General features: G+C 42.6%; 15 protein-coding genes. 7 read left to right on the top strand and 8 right to left on the bottom strand.

From position 1 onward, the window contains the following. Positions 1-7 precede the first annotated feature (7 nt). Positions 8-763 carry a 6-phosphogluconolactonase gene (locus tag AC59JO_RS07475; protein WP_497304454.1) on the top strand — a complete coding sequence of 252 codons (756 nt, stop codon included), beginning with the start codon at positions 8-10 and terminating at the stop codon, positions 761-763. Positions 764-879: 116 nt separating this feature from the next. On the opposite strand, the gene AC59JO_RS07470 is transcribed toward AC59JO_RS07475, so the two are convergent. Beyond that, on the bottom strand, positions 880-1,941 hold the full coding sequence (locus AC59JO_RS07470) for a LacI family DNA-binding transcriptional regulator (protein ID WP_497304452.1): 1,062 nt from the start codon (positions 1,939-1,941) through the stop codon (positions 880-882). A 198-nt stretch (positions 1,942-2,139) separates the two neighbouring features. Here AC59JO_RS07470 and AC59JO_RS07465 point away from each other — a divergent pair, with 198 nt between their 5' ends. Beyond that, positions 2,140-4,425, top strand: coding sequence for a glycosyl hydrolase family 95 catalytic domain-containing protein (locus AC59JO_RS07465; RefSeq protein ID WP_497304450.1), 2,286 nt, complete (start codon positions 2,140-2,142; stop codon positions 4,423-4,425). 23 nt (positions 4,426-4,448) lie between these two features. On the opposite strand, the gene AC59JO_RS07460 is transcribed toward AC59JO_RS07465, so the two are convergent. Continuing rightward, positions 4,449-5,033, bottom strand: a complete 585-nt coding sequence (locus AC59JO_RS07460) for an LOG family protein (RefSeq protein WP_413668071.1) — start codon at positions 5,031-5,033, stop codon at positions 4,449-4,451. A 97-nt stretch (positions 5,034-5,130) separates the two neighbouring features. Between AC59JO_RS07460 and AC59JO_RS07455 the strand changes: the two genes are divergently transcribed. Then, entirely contained in the window at positions 5,131-5,913 is a 783-nt protein-coding gene (locus tag AC59JO_RS07455) for a hypothetical protein (RefSeq protein ID WP_497304448.1), read from the top strand. Positions 5,914-5,986: 73 nt separating this feature from the next. Here AC59JO_RS07455 and guaB read toward each other — a convergent pair whose 3' ends face one another. The 3 genes from guaB to AC59JO_RS07440 form a co-directional block, all read right to left on the bottom strand. Next, on the bottom strand, positions 5,987-7,459 hold the full coding sequence (guaB, locus tag AC59JO_RS07450) for an IMP dehydrogenase (protein ID WP_091206658.1): 1,473 nt from the start codon (positions 7,457-7,459) through the stop codon (positions 5,987-5,989). 265 nt (positions 7,460-7,724) lie between these two features. Further along, positions 7,725-9,002 (bottom strand): M16 family metallopeptidase, encoded by a 1,278-nt coding sequence (locus AC59JO_RS07445; protein WP_497304446.1) that lies wholly within the window; start codon positions 9,000-9,002, stop codon positions 7,725-7,727. A gap of 107 nt (positions 9,003-9,109) precedes the next feature. Beyond that, positions 9,110-10,348, bottom strand: a complete 1,239-nt coding sequence (locus AC59JO_RS07440; RefSeq protein ID WP_413668068.1) for a M16 family metallopeptidase — start codon at positions 10,346-10,348, stop codon at positions 9,110-9,112. Positions 10,349-10,472: 124 nt separating this feature from the next. Here AC59JO_RS07440 and AC59JO_RS07435 point away from each other — a divergent pair, with 124 nt between their 5' ends. Beyond that, entirely contained in the window at positions 10,473-11,054 is a 582-nt protein-coding gene (locus tag AC59JO_RS07435) for a HEAT-like fold family protein (protein WP_497304444.1), read from the top strand. A gap of 93 nt (positions 11,055-11,147) precedes the next feature. Here AC59JO_RS07435 and AC59JO_RS07430 read toward each other — a convergent pair whose 3' ends face one another. The 3 genes from AC59JO_RS07430 to gpmA all read right to left on the bottom strand — a co-directional run bounded on the left by AC59JO_RS07430 (position 11,148) and on the right by gpmA (position 14,152). Continuing rightward, positions 11,148-11,492 carry a phosphoribosylpyrophosphate synthetase gene (locus tag AC59JO_RS07430; protein ID WP_110583138.1) on the bottom strand — a complete coding sequence of 115 codons (345 nt, stop codon included), beginning with the start codon at positions 11,490-11,492 and terminating at the stop codon, positions 11,148-11,150. A 175-nt stretch (positions 11,493-11,667) separates the two neighbouring features. Continuing rightward, positions 11,668-13,278, bottom strand: coding sequence for a hypothetical protein (locus AC59JO_RS07425; protein ID WP_413668066.1), 1,611 nt, complete (start codon positions 13,276-13,278; stop codon positions 11,668-11,670). Between the two features lie 184 nt (positions 13,279-13,462). Continuing rightward, positions 13,463-14,152, bottom strand: coding sequence for a 2,3-diphosphoglycerate-dependent phosphoglycerate mutase (gene gpmA / locus AC59JO_RS07420; protein WP_413668065.1), 690 nt, complete (start codon positions 14,150-14,152; stop codon positions 13,463-13,465). A 104-nt stretch (positions 14,153-14,256) separates the two neighbouring features. On the opposite strand from gpmA, the gene AC59JO_RS07415 reads away from it, so the two are divergent. From AC59JO_RS07415 to AC59JO_RS07405, 3 genes are read left to right on the top strand one after another with little or no spacing between them, the layout of a single operon-like run. Beyond that, complete coding sequence (locus tag AC59JO_RS07415; protein WP_413668064.1) at positions 14,257-14,847, top strand: acetate uptake transporter; 591 nt, start codon at positions 14,257-14,259, stop codon at positions 14,845-14,847. Positions 14,848-14,870: 23 nt separating this feature from the next. After that, on the top strand, positions 14,871-15,254 hold the full coding sequence (locus tag AC59JO_RS07410) for an SRPBCC domain-containing protein (protein WP_121225310.1): 384 nt from the start codon (positions 14,871-14,873) through the stop codon (positions 15,252-15,254). Positions 15,255-15,291: 37 nt separating this feature from the next. Then, the gene (locus AC59JO_RS07405; protein ID WP_413668063.1) at positions 15,292-16,068 is read left to right on the top strand and encodes an HAD-IIA family hydrolase; all 777 of its coding nucleotides are present in this window, start codon (positions 15,292-15,294) and stop codon (positions 16,066-16,068) included. Positions 16,069-16,225 lie beyond the last annotated feature (157 nt).

Here is a 16,225-nt window from a genome sequence, read left to right as displayed (position 1 = left end):
ATATTAAATGACAAGCGCATATCAAAACCTAAATGTTATCATCCTGACCGACAAGCACGCCCTCGGCGTAAAAGCTGCTGCCGATGCTGCTGTAACCATTAAAACACTGCTGAATAAAAAAGAACACATCAATATCATATTCGCAGCGGCACCATCACAGTCGGCTTTTTTGGAGAGCCTTAAAAACGATATTTCTATCGTCTGGGAAAGGGTCAACGCATTCCATATGGACGAATATCTTGGTTTGCCAGCCAATGCCCCGCAAAGCTTTGGTAATTTTTTAGCGGATGCTATATTTGGGCATGTTAATTTCAGGAGCGTAAATTATATAAATGGCAATACTGCAGATACAGATAAAGAAAGGGAGCGTTACGCCAGCCTTCTGAATGATAACAAACCGGATATAGTTTTTATGGGAATAGGAGAAAATACCCATCTTGCCTTTAACGAACCCTTTCAGGCAAATTTTAATGATCCGGAAATTATAAAAAAGGTTACTCTTGATGCGGTTTGTCGCCGGCAACAGGTTAACGACGGTTGTTTTGAACGGCTGGAAGATGTGCCTGTAAAAGCACTTACTCTAACTATTCCTGTTTTATTAGGCGCTGATTATATATTCTGTATGGTTCCGGGGATTAATAAAGCTGAGGCAGTTGTAAAAACGTTGAAAGAGCCCATTTCTGTTAAATATCCGTCGACGATCCTGCGTGAACACCAGAATGCTAAGCTATACCTGGATTCGCAAAGTGCATCGTTATTGTAAACAAGCCATTGTTTGAGGCCAATTTCTGGCTACAGCATTGATGATGCTCAACAGAAACTATTGTTCCATTTTCTGCAATGACTGGCGATACGGTTGGGAACGATAGTTTCAAGCCTCTAATTTTTATAATAGTGAAAGTTTTCTTTGGTGATGATATCTATCGGCATATAAGTGATACGCTCTGCATCGCCTAAACCAAACAGGTGTTTGTAAAGCGCCATAACACCACGGTAGCCCTGTTCTTTTGGGCGCTGACTAATAATAAAAGAGATAGATTCATTTTGGAGGCAAAGGATATTCTCTTCGATAAAATCGTATCCAGCCAAAATCAATTTTTGAGGATGATTGGCCAATACTCCAGCCACCACATTTACCCTTGAGTTAGTAACAAATAATACCCGTGCTTTTGGAGCCGAGGCCAACGCTTTGCTCAATTGCTTTTTTACCGACTGGTTGTCAGTATGGTTGATATTGAGTGTGAGTATGGTATTGGCAATGTTGTGTTCCTCAAAATACCTGCGAAAGCCCTGCTCCTTTCTTAGCAAATGATGATCGGGTTCCAGTTCGGTAGAAATGTTCACGATGAATATATCATCAGCTTCACGTACCATCATACCGATAATTTGTGCGGCAAGCCGGCCGCTTTGAAACAGGTCGGGGCCAATATAACTCAGGCTCTCCTGACGTGGCAGATCAGAATTTATAAAAACAAAAGGAATATTTGCTACGGTAAGCTTTTGGGTAAACGTCAGTGACTCTTCAATAAATGACGGGGCCAGCAATATTCCCTGAAGATCAGTAGCCAGGACTTGTTCAGTTGCTTCAACAAAACTGCTTTTTGAGTCTAAATCGTAAAAGAAATGCATAACACTTACACCAAACTGTTTTAATTCATCAACAGCTTGTGTGATACCTGCCAGCGGGTACGACCAGTAATTGGTTTCCGCCGACGTTTTAGGTATAAGAACGCCAATGTTCACCTTGTTGCGCCGGGCCAAAAGACTGGCCATTTTATTGGGCCTGAAATCGAATTCCTCAATAATAGCATTGATCTTTTTACGGGTTTCATCCGATACCCCTTTCCGGTTATGGATCACCCGGTCAACCGTACCGATAGAAACGTTGGCAAGCCGGGCAATTTCTTTAACACCTGTTGAATTTGAGTTACTTTCTTTCATGTTCAGAAACCAAATATACAGACGAATTGGTTTATTCTATCTTCTTTTAAAAGCATCTGCATTGTCGTTACAGGCACGAAGTAAATGAAGTAATTATTAAATCAAGCGATAACAAACGTTTGCGTTGTTATTTATATCGTTTTGCGCACCCAATAATTTATTTTAGATGAACCCTTTTATTGATACGCTGAACAGGTTATGAAAAAATACGCATTACTCGTTTATTATATATTGCTTACTGCCGGTGTATTTGCGCAGACAGCTAAGCACGATATGCATTTTGACACACTTGCCAAACGTTGGGATGAAGCTGTACCGCTGGGTAATGGCATGATAGGTGCGCTGATATGGCAAAAGTCGGATCATTTACGCTTTTCGCTTGATAGGGCAGATATCTGGGACTTGCGCCCCATGAAAGGCTTGCACCGGCCGGAATTTAACTACCAATGGGTTGTTGACCACGTTAATAAAAAAGACTATACCCCGGTACAAAAGTATTTTGACGAACCTTATGATAATGAACCTGCTCCGTCAAAAATTCCCGGAGGTGCACTGGAGTTCAATACATTTGGGTGGGGAAAGGTACTATCCGTTAATTTACATCTGGCAGACGCGCTTTGCCGTGTAGAATGGGCAAACGGCACCATACTTAAAACATTTGTACATGCCAAGGCCCCGGTCGGCTGGTTCCGGTTTGAGAATGTTAATACTGATATTATACCGCAAATAATTGCCCCAAGATACCAGGGGGCCGTAAAAGTATCCGGCGACCCGGTTGGTGGCGATGACCTTTCAAGACTAGGCTATCCTCAGGGAACCATTACAAGGCAGGGGGATAATATCACCTACATACAAAAAGGCTGGAATGGCTTTTCTTATCAAATTAATGTAAGCTGGCATAAAAAGGGTTTACATACCGTTGAAGGTGTTTGGAGCATTTCTTCCCAATATCCGGATCAGAAAAGGAACGTTATTGCCGCTGTCACTAATGAGAAAGCGTTGGTTAGAGGATATGATAAAGATTACACATCGCATAGTGCCTGGTGGAAAAACTTCTGGAGCAAATCGGCCATTCACATCCCCGATGCTTTGCTTGAAAAGCAATGGTATTTAGAACAATATAAATTTGGCGCCGCTTCAAGGCCGGGGGCACCTCCTATCTCGCTTCAGGCCGTGTGGACTGCCGATAATGGCCGCCTGCCGCCATGGAAAGGCGATTTTCATCATGACCTAAATACGCAATTGAGTTATTGGCCAGGTTACAGCGCCAACCATTTAAATGAAAGCATGGCATATCTTGATCACCTTGATCAAAACAAAGCCAATTACAAACGGTACACCAAAATGTATTTTGGCAAAACCGGTCTGGCAGTACCTGGCGTTACTACCCTCGACGGTACCGAAATGGGCGGCTGGATCCAATATTCGCTATCGCCTACAGTATCTGCGTGGTTGGGCCAGCATTACTACCTGCAATGGCGATATAGTATGGACAGGAGTTTTCTGCGGCAAAGGGCTTACCCATGGGTTAAGGACGCAGCTACATTTGTTGAAAATATAACGGTATTGGATAACACCGGGCACCGTAAGTTGCCAATTAGCTCAAGCCCCGAAATTAATGATAATGATATCTCGGCCTGGTTTCATCAAAACACCAATTATGACCTGTCGCTTATGAAATTTATTTTCAAGGCCGCAGCCGAAATGGCTAATGAACTTGGCCTTAAAACAGAAGCATCGCACTGGAAAAAGATATCATCACAATATAATGACTTTGCCCTCACTGCTGCAAATGAGTTAATGTTTGCGCCGGGGATGCCTTATAGTCAATCGCACCGTCATTTTTCTAACATGATGAGCATCCATCCTTTGGGGCTCATTAAATGGGAAGACGGGCCCAGGGCACAATCTATCATTAAAAACTCTATTCACCTGCTTGATAGTGTTGGTCCGGCCTATTGGTGTGGTTATTCTTACTCCTGGCTTGCAAATATGAAGGCAAGGGCTAAAGACGGTGAAAGAGCGGCAAAAGACCTTACTATTTTTGCCAAAGCATTTTGTTCTGTAAATAGTTTTCACCTTAACGGCGATCAAACCAAATCCGGATATTCAAAATTTCAGTACCGCCCTTTTACGCTTGAGGGCAACTTCGCCTTTGCGTCTGGCTTACAGGAAATGCTTATACAAAGCTATGCAGGATTTATCGAGGTGTTACCGGCAATACCGGCTGCCTGGAAAGACGTGGCATTTGATAATTTACGTACCGAGGGTGCTTTCCTGGTAAGTGTTAAGAAATCAGAAGGTCAGGTTTCAGAAGTAAAGATAGTTTCCGAAAAAGGGAGTAAAACCAAATTGAAACTCCCTTTTAAAACATGGTTCACCAGCGCACGGAAAAATGTAACTATAAATCAATCTGAACCGGGTTTCTTAAACCTTGATTTTAAGCCAGGAGCTTCAATAACTATAAAAAATGGTTTCGAATAGAAAAGAGCCCCACTGGATAACACTTACGTAAGGTTTCTGTCTTTAAACCATACTTCGTCTGGTTTGGCGTTGAAATTATCCATCAGGTTCACCAATTCTATCGGATCGCCGGAGGTAAGGATGAGTTCGCGGTTGGTTGGTTTCAGGAAACGTTGTTCAACCATTACATCCATTTGTTTAAGCAACAGATCATAAAAGCCGTTCACGTTTAATAAACCAATAGGATGATTGTGTAAACCCAATTGTAGCCAGGTTAAAACCTCAAAAAACTCCTCAAGAGTACCCCAGCCTCCCGGAAGCGTAATGATGCCCTCACTAAGGTCATTCATCATTTGCTTACGCTGGTGCATATTTTCTACGATGTGCAACTCCGTTAAACCAGTATGTCCAACTTCCTTATCCATCAAAAACTGCGGAATTATACCGATAGCTTTACCACCCCGGCTTAACACCGCATCGGCCATTAAGCCCATAACGCCAACTTTACCGCCGCCAAACACGAGGGTGATATTACGGCTTACCATAACCTCTGCCAATAGTTCAATGGCTTGTTTCAATACAGGATCGCCGTTGAAATTAGCACCGCAGAATACACAAATAGATTTCATGCTCAATGATAGTAAAATTTGTTCGTTAGCCTATTAAGGTTTTGTTATGTGTTGATTGCATTACTTCAATATTGATATATTTAGAAAAAATTATCACATGAAAAAACCTATTTTAACCATTATCACTTTTTTTATTGTTGCGGCGCAGGCATTCGCACAAAACATCACTACTCCTAATGTAGAGCAAAAAGATGATCAGTCAACAATCATCAAAAAAATTGAAACCAATAGTCAGTATACTATTGTAACTTTTGAAAACTACGCCTACCAGGATAATGCATGGGTGCAGCTCAATAAAGAGATCTTTATTCAAACTGATTTAAGCAACGCGCATTATGACTATGTTAAGTCGGAAAATATAGCCATAGTGCCCAATAAAGACATCTTAAAAAAGGTCGGCGATAAGCTTGAATTTAAAGTTTATTTTAAAAAAATACCTGCTGCCGCAAAATCAATTGACATTATTGAACATGCAGGCTTACACAAATCCGGAATCAGTTACTTTAATTTTTATAATGTGAGTTTAACGGAACAAGCTAACACAAGCAAGCATGTCAAGATAACAGATGTAGTATTACTTCCGCCTCCGCCGGTTGCCGCAGATACGGCTGCTTCCACAGGTCTATTTTATGGAGGCCCTTCCAATGATATGCAAAATGCCATGAGCTCTATGGGGCCGATGTACGCATCGATGGCGAAATCAGTGCTCGATGCCCAGCTTGCATATTTTAAGCAGCCTGGCAAAATAGCCGAAATAGCTAAACTAAATAAAGACTATTTTGATGCGCTGGTTAAAGTAGGTTTCAATTATGACCAGGCATTAAAGATCATCACCGCCAACGGCTTAATTTCAAAGTCATCATCCGTGACCGGCCAATAAGGCCGTTAAAAACAAAAGCGTCTGAAAGATAATATCTTTCAGACGCTTTATTTTATGCAGTTTATGTTAAGAATTACCTGCTTGTATAGTTAGGCGCTTCTTTAGTGATAGTAATATCGTGCGGATGGCTTTCGCGCATACCGGCAGCGGTGATGCGTACAAATTTAGCACGTTGTAAATCTTCGATATTGGCGGCACCACAGTAGTGCATCCCGGCACGTAAACCACCAATGTACTGGAAAATAACTTCGGCCATGCTGCCTTTAAACGGCACGCGACCAACAATACCTTCAGGTACCAGTTTGGTAACCACATCTGTTTCATCCTGGAAATAACGATCTTTTGAGCCCTTAGCCATAGCCTCAACCGAGCCCATACCACGGTACGATTTAAATTTACGGCCTTCGTATATAATAGTTTCACCTGGCGATTCTTCAACACCTGCAAATAATGAACCAGCCATAATAGAGCTTGCACCGGCAGCAATAGCTTTAACAATGTCACCGGTTTGTTTGATACCACCATCGGCAATTACAGGTACACCACGGCCTTCAAGCGCTTTGGCACACTCGTATACCGCGTATAATTGAGGCACCCCTACACCGGCAATGATACGGGTTGTACAAATTGAGCCCGGGCCAATACCTACTTTAACAGCATCAGCTCCTGCATCGGCAAGTGCAATAGCAGCATCTCCCGTTGCAATGTTACCGGCAATTACCTGCAGGTTAGGATAGAGTTTCTTAACCGCCTTAACCATATCAATAACTCCTTTTGAATGGCCGTGAGCTGTATCAACCGTAATTACGTCAACACCTGCATTAACCAGGGCAGTTACGCGGTCGATATTATCTGCAGCAACACCAACAGCAGCACCTACACGTAAGCGGCCGTATTCGTCTTTACAGGCGTTAGGGAAGTTTTTAACTTTCTGAATGTCTTTATATGTGATCAGGCCTACCAGCTTCCCATCTTTATTAACAACCGGTAGTTTCTCAATTTTATTACTTTGCAAAATATTAGCAGCATCGGTTAGGGTAGTTCCTTCCGGCGCAGTGATCAGGTTTGTTTTGGTCATTACTTCACTTACGGGAACGCTCATGTCCTTTTGGAAACGAAGATCGCGGTTGGTGATGATACCTTTCAGGTTCTGGTCTGCATCAATAACCGGGATACCGCCAATGCTAAATTCTTTCATCAGTTGAAAAGCATCTGCCAGTAAAGCATCTTCGCGCAAAGTAACAGGATCCTGGATCATGCCGCTCTCTGAGCGTTTAACCTTGCGTACCTCATCAGCTTGTGCCTGTATAGTCATGTTTTTGTGTAGCATGCCTATGCCACCGGCCTGAGCAATGGCAATAGCCAAATCAGCCTCGGTAACGGTATCCATGGCGGCCGAGATGATGGGAATGTTTAACCGGATGCTTTTAGTTAAGTAAGTTCCGGTATTCACTTCGCGTGGTAACACTTCTGAATAAGCCGGGAGTAGTAAAACGTCGTCGTAAGTTAATCCTTCGGCAACAAATTTTGATGGGTCTAACTGCATAGCAAATAATTATTTTGGAGTTATTATTTGCCGGGCAAAGGTAATAAAATATTTCGGATTTCGGAATTTCGATTTCGGATTTATTTAAAATTGCCTTGGGATGATAATTCGGGATTTGAGATTTCGGATGTTCGATTTCGGATTTTATAATTAGACATTTAATAATTTAGATTTGGGATATCCAGTCTCCGAGGGTACGAAGCGAACATCTCAAATCCAAAATAAAAACAAATCCGAAATCGAAATTCCCAAATCCGAAATTAAATTAATATTTCCCTACAATCACTTTATAAAACTGATCGAAGTTGAAATAGGTATTAGCCAGTTGGATCAGCTTATCTGAAGTGATATTTTTTACAGTTGCGGTGTACCTGTCGTAATAATCATAATCCAAACCTGCAAAATAGATGGTTTTGAATTTATCGGCATGTGAAAACACATTTTCCAAACTACCAAGTAATGATCCAAGCATGTAGTTACGTACCAGGGATAGCTCCTCTTCGGGCACTAATTCAGTTTTTAAAACATTTATTTCCTTTTCAATTTCAGCAACCGCCAGCTTACAAACATCTGCCCCAACTTCAGTTGCTATAAAAAATGAACCGACTTGTTTAAATGAGGCCAGTCCGGAACCTATACCATACGTGTACCCCTTATCTTCACGGATATTGGCCATTAACCGCGATCCAAAATAGCCGCCAAATACCGTGTTTAAAACCTGTAATGATTGAAAATCGGCATGTGAACGGTTGATGATAGGCGTACCTATCCTGATTGCCGACTGCAATGCCTCCGGTTTCTCTGTAAAATAAAAAAGATCGGTAGCTGCCTTAATATCCGGTTGGCTTGTAATTGCCGGGGCCGCTGTGCTCGTCCAGTTTTTGTCAAATGTTTCTGCCAACAGCGTCAGCGTTTCGGGCTCAACTTTACCGGCTACAATGATGGTACAATTAGAAGGCTGGTACATTTTTTTGTAATGGGCCAGCATATCATCATGCTGAAGGGTCTGATAATCGGCCATTTCTGATGCATAACCAAAAATAGTAGCGCCATAAACAGCCCTGTTAAACGCGCGGCGCGCCACTACATCATTTTTTTGAAGACTAACCTGGAGTTTTTGCCGCTGATTACGCTTAAAGGTTTCCAGCTCCTTTTCGGGGAAGATGGAGTTTTGGAGTATATCTGCAATAACCGGTAAAGTGTGCTGCAGGTGTTTGTTCAGGGTATAAAGCGTAACCTGCGAGTTTTCATACCCATAGTCTACCTGTAAAAAAGCACCGTAAAAATCAATTTTATCGGCTATTTGGGCAGCTGTTAAAGTTGTGGTGCCATCGGTAAGCATGGAATTTACAGCCATGTTAAGCAATGGCTTTGCCGGATCAAAGCTAAGGTTGCCGAAGATCCACTCAATACGTACCAGTTCCTGATCGCCGGAGTTAAAACTAAAAACGTTGGCGCCATTACCAAGCTGTTGATGCTCCGGCCTGATAAGGCTTATATTATCGATAGCCCTAAACTCGGGAGCTAATTGTCTGTTGATCATATGAATATTGTTAATCTGAATCAGAATTTACAGATTTTTTTTAATTCGCAGAATGTAATTTCAAATTCAGCTAATTCTTAAATTCTGTAAATTCTGATTCAGACGATTTACTTCTCTGCTAAATAAATAAGCGTTGATGAATTATCTTTTCTGAACAGTTTACTGGCCTGGGCTTTCACTTGTTCAGCAGTTACAGCAATGTATTTAGCTGTTTCATGGTTGATGAGGTCTGCATCGCCAAGCAACTCGAACGAGGCCAGGTTCATTGCCTTATCCAATAATGACATTTCTGAAAATATCATTGTCGATTCGGTTTTGTTCTGAACTTTGGTAAGCTCATCTGCCGGAATCTCTTCTGTTTTTATTTTCTCCAGCTCATCCCATAACGCCGCTTCTGCCTGCTCAATACTGATACCCTCAAGCGGCTTGCCCTCCAACACAAACATGCCTTTATCCAAACTACCTGTGATATAGGCATGTACTTCACTAAAGATCTGTTTTTCCTTAATCAGCGATTTGTACAACCGTGATGAATTACCTCTCGAAAGGATATCAGAAAGCAATTCAACGGCATAATAATCTTCGTCTGTACGGGCTCCCATCTGAAAAGCGATATACACATCATTAAGCGGCACCTTTGCAGTCACCGTTTCACGGCGGGCTTCCTGTTGTTCCGGCTCCTGCGGCAGGTTGCGGTGATACTTTTCGCCGGCAGGTATCGGGCTAAACCATTTTTCAGAAAGCTCTTTTACCTGTTCTGTCGTTACGTTCCCCCCTACTACCATAATGGCATTTTGCGGGTTATAATGTTTTTTGAAGAACGCTTTTACATCCTCAATCCTGGCATCTTCAATATGTTTGATGGTTTTGCCGATGGTTGCCCAGCGATATGGGTGCGTTTTATAAACCAGCGGACGAAGCTTTAGCCAAACATCGCCATATGGCTGGTTCAGGTAGCGTTGTTTAAACTCTTCTATAACTACGTTGCGCTGTACCTCAAGGCTTTTTTCGCTGAACGCAAGGCTTAACATCCGGTCACTCTCCAGCCAAAAGGCGGTTTCCAGGTTAGCCGATGGTAAGGTGATGTAATAGTTAGTAATATCGTTGCTGGTAAAGGCATTGTTTTCGCCTCCTACTCTCTGCAGGGGTTCGTCATAAACAGGAATATTTACAGAGCCGCCAAACATCAGGTGTTCAAACAAATGAGCAAAACCGGTTTGTTCGGGATCTTCATCGCGTGCACCAACATCATATAAAATATTGAGCACGGCCATAGGTGTGGTATTATCTTCATGCACAATAACCCTGAGGCCATTGTCAAGTGTGAATCGGTTGAATTTAACCATGTATATATTAAGTTTTTTAATACGGATAGCAAATGTATAACTTTTGATGACATTGAAAGTGCATGCCAAAAATGAACAAGTGTTTTAGGTTAGGCACCGGTATTTTTTTACTTTTAGGCTACCAATGACCCGCGACGAACTTACCCAAAAAATAGCGAATACCATAGGCAAACTCAAAGTGCTTGAACTAAGTCGTATTTTGACCGAACAGCAGTTTGATTTGCGCGATTTGATCGACATTACCTTTCATGCCGATAAGCCCCTCGGCTTTCGTGCAGCCTGGCTATTGGAGAATATGTTTTTAAAAGATCCTGAGGTTTTTACCAATAATCTTGAATACCTGATTGCACGGTTACCACAGGTCACTAACCCGGGATGTCAAAGGCATTACACGAAAATACTGATGCACGCTACCGACGAAAAGGAACAATCGCCGGTAAAACAAAAACTGAACAGCCTTGATCTTGAACCTGTGGTTGAGCAGCTTTTTGACTGGATGATAGATCCCAAGGTAAAAATTGCAGTGAAAGTATTTGCAGGCTGGGCCTTACTCAATTTAAGATCTCGTTATCCATGGATAGCCGAAGAACTGCCGGCACAACTGGAATTTTTGATGCGCAATGGTACGCCAGCAATTCAATCGGCAGGGAGGAAAATGATGAAGGAGTTAAACCCCTCTAAATCTCCCCTAAAGGGGAGACTTTAAAAAGCCAAAAGCCGACAACCAATATCCCGCTGTCCCTACAGAAATATTTGTCGCCGACTTTTAACTTAAGATTTTCGACTTAAGACTGCCGACTTACGCAGTAGGCCTGTCTTCGCCATGCAGGTTGTGGCTCACCTGCCCATGGTGCAATTTTGCCGCCACGGCCGATGAACTGTCATCGGCATAGGTGCCGTAAGCATTTACCAGCACGCCTTTTAAGTTATATTTTGATGATGATACGGCGTATACAATCGACATATCCGATGGATTGCTGGCACCCTCAAAGCGGTAAAACTCATCAATCTCAAAATCATCGGCAGTCATATGGATATCTTTTTCCTTATCGTCAATGGTATCGCCATCCAGACTAAGGTTGGCTGTATATCCCCTTTTCAGGAGGTCATTAGTGGCATCCACTAAGGTTTCATAATTTTTCATGGTGATGTTTTTTGTATAGGTAAACAGTAGTTGGCCTCATCAGCCATTTTATTATTACAACTGCAAAAGCAACCGACTTGTTTGAAGCAGGGAAATAAAAAAGTCCTGCTGCCACCGGCAACAGGACTTAAACTAACAATTGAAACTTACCCTTAAGGATAAAAGCTTATGATACTTATTGAGCTTTAGCAAGCCACAATGAAGCATTTAAATGAAATGCTGAGTGAGAAGTATATCCTGACGGAGCATCGCCAGACCAGCCATTAAATAAATTGTCGCCGGTATCACCTGTACCGTCGTCAGCATCTGAGCTGTCACCGATCCAAACCACACGACCGCTGCCATAGGTCGCCAATAATGCCATAGCATTGGCTGTGCCGCCGTTGGTAGCGCTGTTACGCCAGAACAACCCCTGTACGCTTGAATTGTTGGCTGGGTATAAGGTTGCAGTTGAGCCATCATAGAATGCCATTTTTGAAGCCGCACCGGCTGCACCGTTCAATACTTTTTGAGCATCGGCATTTGAGCCGGTGTAAACGTTGGTTGATGGGCTTTCATTGATATCAACATAATTAATGTTAAAGCCGAAAGGATTGTTGTTGTTGATACCATTGTTGGTCATCAAATCATTCCAAACCCTTGGTGAATCATAGCCATCGCCGTCACGATCAGATGGATTGTAACCATTTGCATCGGTACCGGCAGTTGTTGCCGCGGTGTGATCAGCTATCATGAATAAACCACCACCGTTAGCCACAAAGTTCATCAGGGCAGTTTTTTCGGCAGCAGTAAACAAACGGTTTGGTTCGCAAACAACAAATACGTCGTAGTTGCTCAAATCCTGGGCACCGCCACCACCATAGGTAATTGCTGTACCTACAGGCAATGTTTCAACAAGTTCGCCGCGTTTTACCAGTTCTACAGCCCATGCTGAAAGGGCGCCTTTCCAATAGGTTTCAGAAGTAGACGAAGTAATACCTGTATATGATGGCGTAGGGATACGCTGTGCTTTGGTTTCGGTAGTTGTGCCACCGGTATAAATAGCAACCTGCTCGGTACCATCGGCATCTATTTGCCAGTCGGCACTGCCCGCGTTTTCAAGGTGACTTGCATCAAACAGGAATTTTTTGCCTGTAAGCACAGTACCGCCACCACCTGTACCACCACCTGCGTTATCATTAATGGTGATATCATCGATATTGATACGGTTGCTGCCGCCGGTAAGTTTACGAATCTCTAAACGTACATTACCGGTTTGGGTAAGCGTAAATGTTGAAACTGTTAAGCTTGCGGTAGTAGTAATGGCCGAACCTGACTGAGCCCATGATGAGCCGCCATCGGTTGAATAAAACAAGCCCCAGGTACTGGCGCTGTCACCATTGTAAGTGGCACTTTTGATAGTAACAGTGCTGATGCCGGTAGTGACATCAAACAGCATGGTGATTTTACCGGTGTTACGTACACGGGCACTCCATGAACCTGCCTTTTGATCTGCAGCCAGATTGCCGATCAGCGCATCGTACATATTCCATGAACTGCCTGATAAGGTAACATTATCACCACTTGAAGAGCCGGTTGGCGATACGTCATAAGCAGTTTTAGGACTGGTTGAGCCAACTTCAAAACCCTGTGTTAAGGATACAGCTAATGTTTTGATTGTTTTGTTGGTGATGGTTTGATCAGCATCTTTTAATGCAGGCATCTGGCCATTTTTCTGACAGCTTGCCAGCATGCCGGTTGCGGCAGCGGCCAATACCCACATACGTAGATTAGTAAGCTTTAGCATAATGATTTTTTAGGTTTTAATGTATAAGTTAATAATATTGAATTATACGGCAAACCTGCACAAAGGTTAATTCATAATCATTTCTATTTCATTAACTTATTGTTAAGTAAACCCGTTGAAACTTGTAAACAAGTTTTACATTCAGCCTAAAGCCTGCAAAGTATTCACTTAGTCGGGGTACAAATTATTCAAGGTAATAATGCCTGATCTTGTTCAAGCCCTCATCAAGCTCATAAACCCATGGCGTAGCAGTCGGGATTTCGAGGGCCGTCACCTCCTCATCGCTTAAATTATCAATGTATTTTATAAGTGACCGAAGGCTATTACCATGCGCCACTACAATAACCTTTTGATTACGGCGCATAGCCCTTACAATTCTTTCGTTCCAAAATGGCAATACCCTGTCCATGGTTTCACTCAGGTTTTCTGTTAACGGAAGTTCGCGCTCGGTCAGGTCTTTATACCTCAAATCATGTCCCGGATATCGTGGGTCTTCTTTGGTTACAGCAGGTGGATGCTCATTAGGATCGCGGCGCCATTTTAATACCTGCTCCTCTCCGTATTGAGCAATGGTTTCATCTTTATTTAGTCCTTGTAAGGCACCATAAAAGCGTTCGTTTAAGCGCCATGATTTTTCGACGGGGATCCACAGATGATCTAGTTCCTCCAAAATATAATGCAGCGTTTTGATAGATCGTTTTAAATACGACGTGAAGCCTACATCGAAATTATAACCATTTTTATTGAGGATTTTCCCTGCGTTATGGGCCTGGTCGTACCCTTGGGCCGAAAGGTCTACATCTTCCCAGCCCGTAAATCTGTTTTCCTGGTTCCAGACACTCTCGCCATGACGTATTAATACTAATTTTTGCATAGGTATTTACTTAACGCAAAAGTAGGTTAAGGGTTGTGAAAAACTTGCTTAATATTTATAAATCAGTTAGCTTGCGGTACAAACCAAATAAACTAAAACCTACTATGATCCCTACTACACCAGTTCCGGTAAAGGATGGTATTGCCAATCCGGCGCCGCTTGGCCTATGTGCTTTCGGTATGACCACCGTTTTATTAAACATCCACAACGCAGGCTTTTTTGAAATGAACACCATGATATTAGGCATGGGCATATTTTACGGCGGCCTGGCACAGGTTATTGCCGGTGTTATCGAAGCTAAAAAGAACAACACCTTTGGGCTTACAGCATTCACCTCCTACGGATTTTTCTGGCTTTCATTAGTTGGCCTGTTGGTGATGCCCAAACTTGGCTGGGGTACTGCACCATCTGAAGGCGCCATGATTGCCTACCTGAGCATCTGGGGAGTATTTACTTTCCTCTTATTTTTCGGTACGTTAAGGCTTAACCGCGCTTTGCAATTTGTCTTTGCATCGTTAACCATATTATTTTTCCTGTTAGTAGCGGGCGATGCTACCGGTAACACAGGTATTAAACACCTTGCAGGTTACGAAGGTATTATTTGCGGTGCTTCGGCCATTTATACCGGTATTGCCAACGTATTGAACGAGGTTTACGGAAAAACTGTTTTGCCAATTGGCCCTGTAAAGGTTTAAATTATTTCAGCTAAATTGCGTGGGTGAAAGATTATAAAAAATATTACAGCATACCGGCCACTCCCGAAGAGATCTATATGGCCATTACCAATCCTGTTACCATTGAATTATGGACCGGCGAGGTTGCCGAAATGTCGACCGAACCCGGCACCGAGTTTTCGATGTGGGATGGCAGCATTGTAGGCAAAAACATTGAGTTTGAGCCTAATAAAAAAGTGGTACAGCAATGGTATTTTGAAGGGCAAAGCGATAACTCTATCGTAACCATTAAATTACATGCTGATAAACAGGGTACTTCGGCCGAGTTAAGGCATACCAACATTCCCGATGATGATTATAATGACATTGTTGACGGATGGAATGACAGCTATTTTGGTGGCCTGATAGACTTTTTTGAAGGAGCTTAACCCCTCTCACCTAACAAAAACTAAATACTTTATACCCATGAAACAAGGTCTTTTAATTGATATGGATGGGGTAATTTACAGCGGCGAAGAACTGATATATGGCGCTGATAAATTCATCAAACATCTTATTGATAATGATATTCCCTTTACATTTATGACCAACAATAGCCAGCGCACCAGCCTTGAGGTAGTACGCAAGCTTAAAAGGTTGGGAATAACTGTTGAAACAAAACATGTTTATACCAGTGCCATGGCTACCGGCAAATTTCTGGGCGACCAAAGCCCCAACGGTACAGCATTTGTATTAGGCGAAGGCGGTCTACTAACCAGTTTACACGAAAACGGCATTACGCTTGTTGATTCAGATCCTGAGTTTGTTGTTTTAGGCGAAGGCCGCAATTTTACGCTGGAAATGGTACAGCGTGCAGTTGATATGATCCTGGCCGGCGCTAAATTCATAACTACTAACAGGGACCCCTCTCCTAAAAAACCAGGCTGGAACAATTTAGGCATTGCAGCAACAACAGCCATGATTGAAGAGGCTACCGGACGCAAAGCATTTGTAACCGGCAAGCCAAGCCCGGTGATGATGCGTTCGGCTAGGAAATTCCTGGGCCTCGAAACTGCCGAAACAACCGTAATTGGCGATACCATGGAAACAGATATCCAGGGAGGCGTGCAAATGGGCTACAAAACTATCCTTGTGCTATCCGGCATTTCCAGCAAAGATCAATTGAGCCACTATGCTTTCAAACCAGATATGGTGGCCAGCTCGGTTGATAAAATAACGTTTCCGCTTAAATGGTGGCAATAAGATAATACCTGTAAATCTATTTAAAAGCGGACGACCAGTAAGATGGCCGTCCGCTTTTTTTTATAATATTTTTTAATTGAGATTGGAAATAAGTTAACTATAACACAATATCATTAAGCTTTTTTTAAGTATTTTTTAATAGCGACCGGTTTTATTT

Source organism: Mucilaginibacter sp. A5337 (genome assembly GCF_059690695.1).
This window is presented reverse-complemented; position numbering and strand designations above follow the sequence as displayed.